This is a genomic window from Polaromonas sp. P1_G2, from assembly GCF_056405515.1.
In genome coordinates, this window is the sequence record NZ_JBFUBY010000226.1 from 1 (window position 1) to 6,923 (window position 6,923).

The following is a 6,923-nucleotide window of genomic DNA, read 5'->3' on the forward strand; positions in this document are numbered from 1 at the left end:
GTCGAAGGCGGCGTGGTGCAGGGCGCGGTGGTCACCTTTGTCGACATCTCGGCGCGCCGCCAGGCCGAAGATGCCTTGCGCCAGGCCCATGCGGTGCTGGAGCAGCGCGTCAGCGAACGCACCCATGCGCTCTCGGAAGCGCTGCAGCACCTGCGCGAACTCACCGCCTACACCCACACGGTGCGCGAGGAAGAACGCACCCGCATCGCGCGCGAGGTGCACGACGAACTCGGCAGCCTGCTGGTGGCCCTCAAGATGGACGTGGGCTGGCTGGACAAGCGCCTGGGCGAGCAGCAGCAGCGCGAACCCGAAGCGGCCCAGGCCATGCGCGACACCATGCGCCACAAATGCCAGAACATGGGCCGGCTGATCGAAAGCGCCGTCGACAACGTGGGCCGCATCATCACCGACCTGCGCCCCAGCATCCTGGACCACCAGGGACTCTGGGCCGCGCTCGACTGGCAGGCGCACGAGTTCGTGCAGTCGGCCGAACTGGCGCTGGACTGGCAGATGGACGTGGCCGGCGCCGCGCCCCTGCCCGAGCCGGGGTCCATCGCCATCTTCCGCATCTTCCAGGAAATGCTCAGCAACGTGGGCCGGCATGCCGCCGCCAGCGAAGTCGCCATCCGCATCCACGCCGATGCGGCCGGCATCAGCATCGCGGTGCAGGACAACGGCCGCGGCGCCGAAGCCGCCGCCTTTGAAGCGGCCGATGCCTATGGCGTGATGGGCATGCGCGAACGCGCGCGGCATCTGGGTGGCAGCCTGGAGATCAGCAGCGAACCCGGCTGCGGCTCGCTTTTCCACCTGCGCATCGCGCTGCCGGCCGCAGCCGCCACCCCGCCATGAACATGCTCAAAATCCTGATCGGCGACGACCACCGCATCGTGCGCGAGGGCCTGAAGCAGGTGCTGGCCGACGCCCCTGAAATCGAGGTCGTGGCCGAAGCCGAAACCGGCCCCGACGTCCTGCTGCGCGTCGAAGCCCTGGGCGGCGACAAGGGCCTGGACGCGGTGCTGCTGGACATCGCCCTGCCCGACCGCGACGGCCTGGACGTGCTGCAGGCCCTGAAAAAAAGCTGGCCGCGCCTGCCGGTGCTGATGCTCAGCACCTATCCCGAAAAACAATACGCCGTGCGCTGCATCAAGCTGGGCGCGGCCGGCTACCTGAACAAAAGCGCGAATCCCGACGACATGATCGCGGCGGTGCGCAAGGTGGCCGGCGGCGGAATTTATGTGTCGGCGATTGCCGCCGAGGCCCTGGCCAGCGCCATGGGCGGCAGCGCCGCCGGCAGCGGCAGCGGCGGCACCGAATCGCTGTCGCACCGCGAGCACCAGGTGTTCCGCCTGCTCACGGCTGGCAAGTCCGTGGGCGAAATTGGTGCGCAGCTGGGCCTGGCAGCCAACACCGTGAGCACCTACCGCGCGCGCATCCTCGAAAAAACCGGCACCCGCAACGACGTGGAACTCGCGCTGTATGCCGAGCGCCACGCCAAAACGCCGAATTTGTAGGGCTGGCCCTACAGCGCTTAGGGCGGGGCCCGGCGATTTGCGGCGGCGATGCCRCAAACCGCGCCCACAGGCCCGCGCCTTGCATGGAAACCTGCATCTTTGCCAAAGGGGTTTGCCATGTCCAACCGTTTCGATGCCTATGATGCCGACCGTCCACTGATGCTGCGCTGCGCCTGCGGCGAAAACCACGCGCCCGGTGAACACGGCAGCGCCGCCGACAACCCGCAGGAACTCTCGCACGGCTTTATGGAAGCCAGCCTGGTGAAAGCGCTGTTCCCGATCGACAGCGTGCGCCGCGGCTTTCTGCGCGCGGTGGGCGCCAACACGGCGCGCGCCGCCATTGCCTCGGTGCTGCCGCTGGGCGCGCTGCAAGCCATGGCGCAGGAGCGCAAGTCGCTGGAGAAGAAGGACCTCAAGATAGGCTTCATCGCCATCACCTGCGCCAGCCCGCTGATCATGGCCGACCCGCTGGGCTTCTACAAAAAAGAAGGCCTCAACGTGCAGCTCAACAAGACCGCCGGCTGGGCGCTGATACGCGACAAGATGATCAACAAGGAGCATGACGCTTCGCACTTCCTGTCGCCCATGCCGCTGGCCATGACCATGGGCCTGGGCTCCAACCAGGTCAACATGAATGTCGCCAGCATCCAGAACACCAACGGCCAGGCCATCACGCTGCACGTCAAGCACAAGAACAACCGCGACCCGAAAAACTGGAAGGGCTTCAAGTTCGCGATCCCGTTTGAGTACAGCATGCACAACTTCCTGCTGCGCTATTACCTGGCCGAGAACGGCTTGAACCCCGACACCGACGTTCAGCTGCGCGTGGTGCCGCCGCCCGAGATGGTGGCCAACCTGCGCGCCGGCAACATCGACGGCTTCCTGGGCCCCGACCCTTTCAACCAGCGCGCGGTGTATGACGAAGTCGGTTTCATCCACATCCTGTCGAAAGAAATCTGGGACGGCCATCCCTGCTGCGCCTTCGGTGTCAGCGATGAATTCATCAAGCAGAACCCCAACACCTTTGCCGCGCTCTACCGCGCGGTGCTGGGCGCCTCCTTCATGGCCAGCCAGCCCAAGGACCGCGACCTGATCGCCAAGGTCATCGCGCCCACGCAATACCTGAACCAGCCCGAGGCCGTGCYGCAGCAGGTGCTGACCGGCAAGTTCGCCGACGGCCTGGGCAACATCCGCAACGTGCCGGACCGCGCCAACTTCGACCCCGTGCCCTGGCAGAGCATGGCGGTGTGGATGCTCACGCAAATGAAACGCTGGGGTTATGTGAAGGGCGAAGTCAATTACAAACAGATCGCCGAGAAGGTCTTCATGCTGACCGACGCCAAGAAACAGATGGCGCTGGCCGGCTTCAAGCCGCCTGAAGGTGCGTACAAAAAGTTCAAGATCATGGGCAAGGAATTCGACCCAGCAAAACCTGAAGACTACGTCAAGAGCTTCACCATCAACAAGCTCTCATGAAGTCCCTGAACCTCAAGGCGGGCCTGGTCTCGCTGCTGATCTTCCTRGCTTTTCTCGCCATCTGGTACACGGCCACCTTGCCCGCACCCGGCACGGTCGCGGCCAGCACCGCGGGCCTGAGCGCCGAGCAGATCGAGTACCAGAAGATGATGGGCAAGGACCCGGGCAGCACCAAGACCACCGGCTTCCCCACGCTGGGCCAGATGGGCACGGCCATCTGGAAGCAGGTCTCCAATCCGCTCTACGACAACGGCCCCAATGACAAGGGCATCCTGATCCAACTGGGCCATTCGCTGGCGCGTGTGGGCCTGGGCTTTTTGCTGGCCTGCGCGGTCGCCGTGCCGTTGGGTTTTGTGATCGGCATGTCGCCGCTGCTGCGCCGGGCCTTCGACCCCTTCATCCAGGTGCTCAAGCCGATCTCTCCATTAGCCTGGATGCCGCTGGCGCTTTACACCATCAAGGACTCGTCGATCTCGGGCATCTTTGTGATCTTTATCTGCTCGGTCTGGCCCATGCTGATCAACACCGCCTTTGGTGTGGCCTCGGTCAAGCGCGAATGGCTTAACGTGGCCAGCACGCTGGAAGTCAGCCCCCTGCGCAAGGCCTTCCAGGTCATCCTGCCGGCGGCCGCGCCCACTATCCTGACCGGCATGCGCATCTCCATGGGCATCGCCTGGCTGGTGATCGTCGCCGCCGAGATGCTGGTGGGCGGCACCGGCATCGGCTATTTCGTCTGGAACGAGTGGAACAACCTCTCGCTCACCAATGTGATCTTCGCCATCCTGGTCATAGGCATTGTCGGCATGCTGCTGGACCTGGCGTTTGCGCAACTCCAAAAAGTGGTGACTTATGTGGAGTGATTCCATAGCAAGAACCGCACTAGAGCCGCTCACAAAGCCCAGCGAAGCGGTCCTGGCTAGGCGCGTCGCCGCAGACAGTACACCAGTACGGCAAGGCGGCGCAACAACGCCAGGAGGGCTTTTTGAGGGGCGCCCTCCAAAGAAGGAACACAGCATGCAGGGATTTCTCAAGATCGAGGGGCTTAGCAAAAGCTTCACGCCGGGCCGGCCGGTGTTTGCCGATGTGTCCTTCACTATCAGCAAGGGCGAGTTTGTCTGCATCATCGGCCACTCGGGCTGCGGCAAGACCACCATCCTCAATGTGCTGGCCGGGCTGGACAGCGCGAGCGCCGGCCATGTCTTTATGGACAACCGCGAGATAGGCGGCCCCAGCCTGGAGCGCGGCGTGGTCTTCCAGAGCCACGCCCTCATGCCCTGGCTCACGGTGCGCAAGAACATCGCCTTCGCCGTGGTCTCGCGCTGGCCCGACTGGACCTCGGCGCAGGTCAATACCCATGTCGAGAAATTCGTCGCCATGGTCGGCCTCTCGGCCGCCATCGACAAAAAACCCTCGCAGCTCTCGGGCGGCATGAAACAGCGCGTGGGCATTGCCCGTGCCTTCGCGATACAGCCCAAGATGCTGCTGTTAGACGAACCCTTTGGCGCCCTCGACGCCTTGACCCGCGGCACCATCCAGGACGAACTGATGGCCATCGTGCGCGAGACACAGCAGACGGTCTTCATGATCACGCATGACGTCGACGAGGCCATCCTGCTGGCCGACCGCATCCTCTTGATGAGCAACGGAACCGACAACGACGGCGTCTACGCGCCAGGCCGCATCGCCGAAGAAGTCGTCAATCCGCTGCCCAGGGAACGCACCCGCGCCGGCCTGCACCACCTGCCCGGTTATTACGAGCTGCGCAACCACATCGTCGATTTCCTGGTCACGCGCGCCAAGGCGCATTGACTATTCCATTTCTTTTTTAAACCACCTCAAACACAGGAGCCAAAAACCATGAACCGCAACGACATCACCGAAAAAATCATCACCGTCAAAGTCAGCAAAGGCATCACCTGGGAATCCGTTGCCAAGAAAGTCGGCCTCAGCAAGGAATGGGTCACCGCGGGCTGCCTGGGCCAGATGACCTTCGACGCCAAGCAGGCGAAAGTGATCGGCAAGATTTTTGGTTTGACGGCCGAAGAACAAAAATGGCTGCAGGTTGTGCCCTACAAGGGCTCGCTGCCCACGCCCGTTCCCACCGACCCGCTGATCTACCGCTGGTATGAAATCGTCAGCGTGTATGGAACGACCATCAAGGAGCTGATCCACGAAGAATTCGGCGACGGCATCATGAGCGCCATCGACTTTTCCATGGACATCGTGCGACAACCGGACCCCAAGGGGGATCGGGTCAATGTGGTGTTGTCGGGGAAGTTCTTGCCGTACAAGACTTATTAGGCTACTGGCTAAGCCTACAAGTCATGGGATATAGCGAAATAAACGAGAGGGGCTAGCCGGCACGGCGCCCCCTCAATTCCCGCATTGATTCTGAAGCACGTGGATTTAGCGCCCAGGTAGCGTGAAGCTCCAGCATTCCGCGCGTGGCGTATAGAGACAACTTGCTTCGGTTGCTCGGCAGAAGCGTTCCTGGAAGCCCCTCGTGCAAGAGTGAAGTGTCGGCGTGCGGCGGTGTAATAACTATCCAGAAATAGAAGCCGTATATCGCAACAAGACGAAGCTTTGCACCTGGGAGGGGGGTTTCGGGCATTTCCACCCGAGCACAACGTATAGAGACTGCTGGAATTTCCTTTGCCGTCTCGCTTCCAGGCGACCAGTTTGGATTCGGCGATGAATGAATTAGTTCGAGTCGAATCTGTACATCTGTAGGCAGTTCACCGCCGTTGAGCATGAACTCGACGTGCTTAGAAAGCACCTCAACATCTGACTCGTTCATCCTTGCTGAGTTGTATGAGATTTTAAGGAGCCAACGCAGGAGCACCTCGTAGTTATAGATGAAAGTTCTGGGTTTTCGTCGAATGGCCGGACGACTGAACTGAGCATCGAACAAGTCGCAGATGTATGCGTCAAGTGCGCTGAGTGGCCCGTTGTTGCAGACAGAACAAACATCCTTGATCGTAAGTTCGGCGTCAATGAACTTTTCGAGCTTGCCAAGGTAACTGGTATTGATACCTTTAGCGCGCTTGATGATGCCACCGGGCCAAATGTGCTCTTTAGTAAGGGGGCCGGGTTTCATGCAATATGCACAGACGCGCGAGGCGCTCATTTTTTGCGCCTGTCAACGTCGATGGCAACTATGAACTGTAGTTTGGCGAAGCAAGCTAATAAGGCTTTCGAATTGACTGCTTGGCAAGTTGTCTTGATGGATAAATTCATCTTTAGATCTCTCTCCACAAGCAACGAAAGTGCACTACACAAGAAAGAAAGTGCTAGATGGCAAATTTCGCACTCAAAGCGGCCAACCTTGCCTCATGAACCTCTGGCAAGCGCTTAGCGAGCCAGATTAAGACTTGCCACAATTTCATTTGCCCTAAGGACCAAACGACAAGCCCGAAATGCTCATCACCCTCAAACCGTTTCACGATGGCTTTCGCCTGAGCCACCGTCAGTTCGCGTCCGAGCTTGGCCAACACGTAACAATATGAGATGCCATCGACTCTTTCAAGCTCCCCGACGGTTTCAGGCGCAACTTCTGCCAATCGGAGGTATAGACGAGACCGCATCCATCCCGCCGACAAAGCCGGCATAAGGTCCCATCGCATTACAAGCAGATGCTCTGATGGGAGCAGCTTGATAAGCAACAACGCAGACTCAGGGTCTCGATACATCTCCCACGTGGACAAGAGTAGTTCGGCCTGGACCCATCCCACTGCATTGGCCGCCTTGTAACCGCGACGTCGGACCCCGACATAGCGGGAAGAAAAGAATCCAGCCTGGATTCGCTCCTGCTCTTTACGAGGCAAAGTTGGGTGCAGAGAAGAAAGACAGTAGCCCAGGCCTTGCCTGGCACGAGCGTCTGCCGAAGAGAGGTCCTGCAGCAGGGTCTCCGTCAACTGGAGATGCTCGGCACATATC

8 protein-coding genes are annotated in these 6,923 nt (G+C 60.6%); 6 read left to right on the forward strand and 2 right to left on the reverse strand.

Translation table 11 applies throughout. The features are described from left to right. The 6 genes from AC1D0P_RS19325 to cynS all read left to right on the forward strand — a co-directional run. Window positions 1–849, forward strand: an 849-nt coding sequence (locus AC1D0P_RS19325; protein ID WP_477678239.1) for a sensor histidine kinase, incomplete at its 5' end; no start/stop codon positions are given. After that, window positions 846–1,511: a response regulator gene (locus tag AC1D0P_RS19330; RefSeq protein ID WP_477678240.1), complete on the forward strand. Its 666-nt coding sequence runs from the start codon at window positions 846–848 to the stop codon at window positions 1,509–1,511. The genes AC1D0P_RS19325 and AC1D0P_RS19330, both read left to right, overlap by 4 nt. 117 nt (window positions 1,512–1,628) lie before the next feature. After that, a complete protein-coding gene (locus AC1D0P_RS19335; protein WP_477678241.1) occupies window positions 1,629–2,987 on the forward strand; it encodes a CmpA/NrtA family ABC transporter substrate-binding protein in 1,359 nt (452 codons plus the stop codon). Beyond that, the gene (ntrB, locus tag AC1D0P_RS19340; protein ID WP_477678242.1) at window positions 2,984–3,847 is read left to right on the forward strand and encodes a nitrate ABC transporter permease; all 864 of its coding nucleotides are present in this window, start codon (window positions 2,984–2,986) and stop codon (window positions 3,845–3,847) included. The genes AC1D0P_RS19335 and ntrB overlap by 4 nt, the downstream gene beginning before the upstream one ends. A gap of 154 nt (window positions 3,848–4,001) precedes the next feature. Beyond that, window positions 4,002–4,796: an ABC transporter ATP-binding protein gene (locus tag AC1D0P_RS19345; RefSeq protein ID WP_477678243.1), complete on the forward strand. Its 795-nt coding sequence runs from the start codon at window positions 4,002–4,004 to the stop codon at window positions 4,794–4,796. 48 nt (window positions 4,797–4,844) lie between these two features. Next, a complete protein-coding gene (gene cynS, locus AC1D0P_RS19350; RefSeq protein ID WP_477648254.1) occupies window positions 4,845–5,288 on the forward strand; it encodes a cyanase in 444 nt (147 codons plus the stop codon). A gap of 52 nt (window positions 5,289–5,340) precedes the next feature. On the opposite strand, the gene AC1D0P_RS19355 is transcribed toward cynS, so the two are convergent. Both AC1D0P_RS19355 and AC1D0P_RS19360 read right to left on the reverse strand, forming a co-directional pair. Further along, entirely contained in the window at window positions 5,341–6,114 is a 774-nt protein-coding gene (locus AC1D0P_RS19355; protein ID WP_477678244.1) for a hypothetical protein, read from the reverse strand. Window positions 6,115–6,277: 163 nt separating this feature from the next. Beyond that, window positions 6,278–6,923 (reverse strand): hypothetical protein (locus tag AC1D0P_RS19360; protein WP_477678245.1); only part of this gene is annotated, 646 nt, incomplete at its 5' end.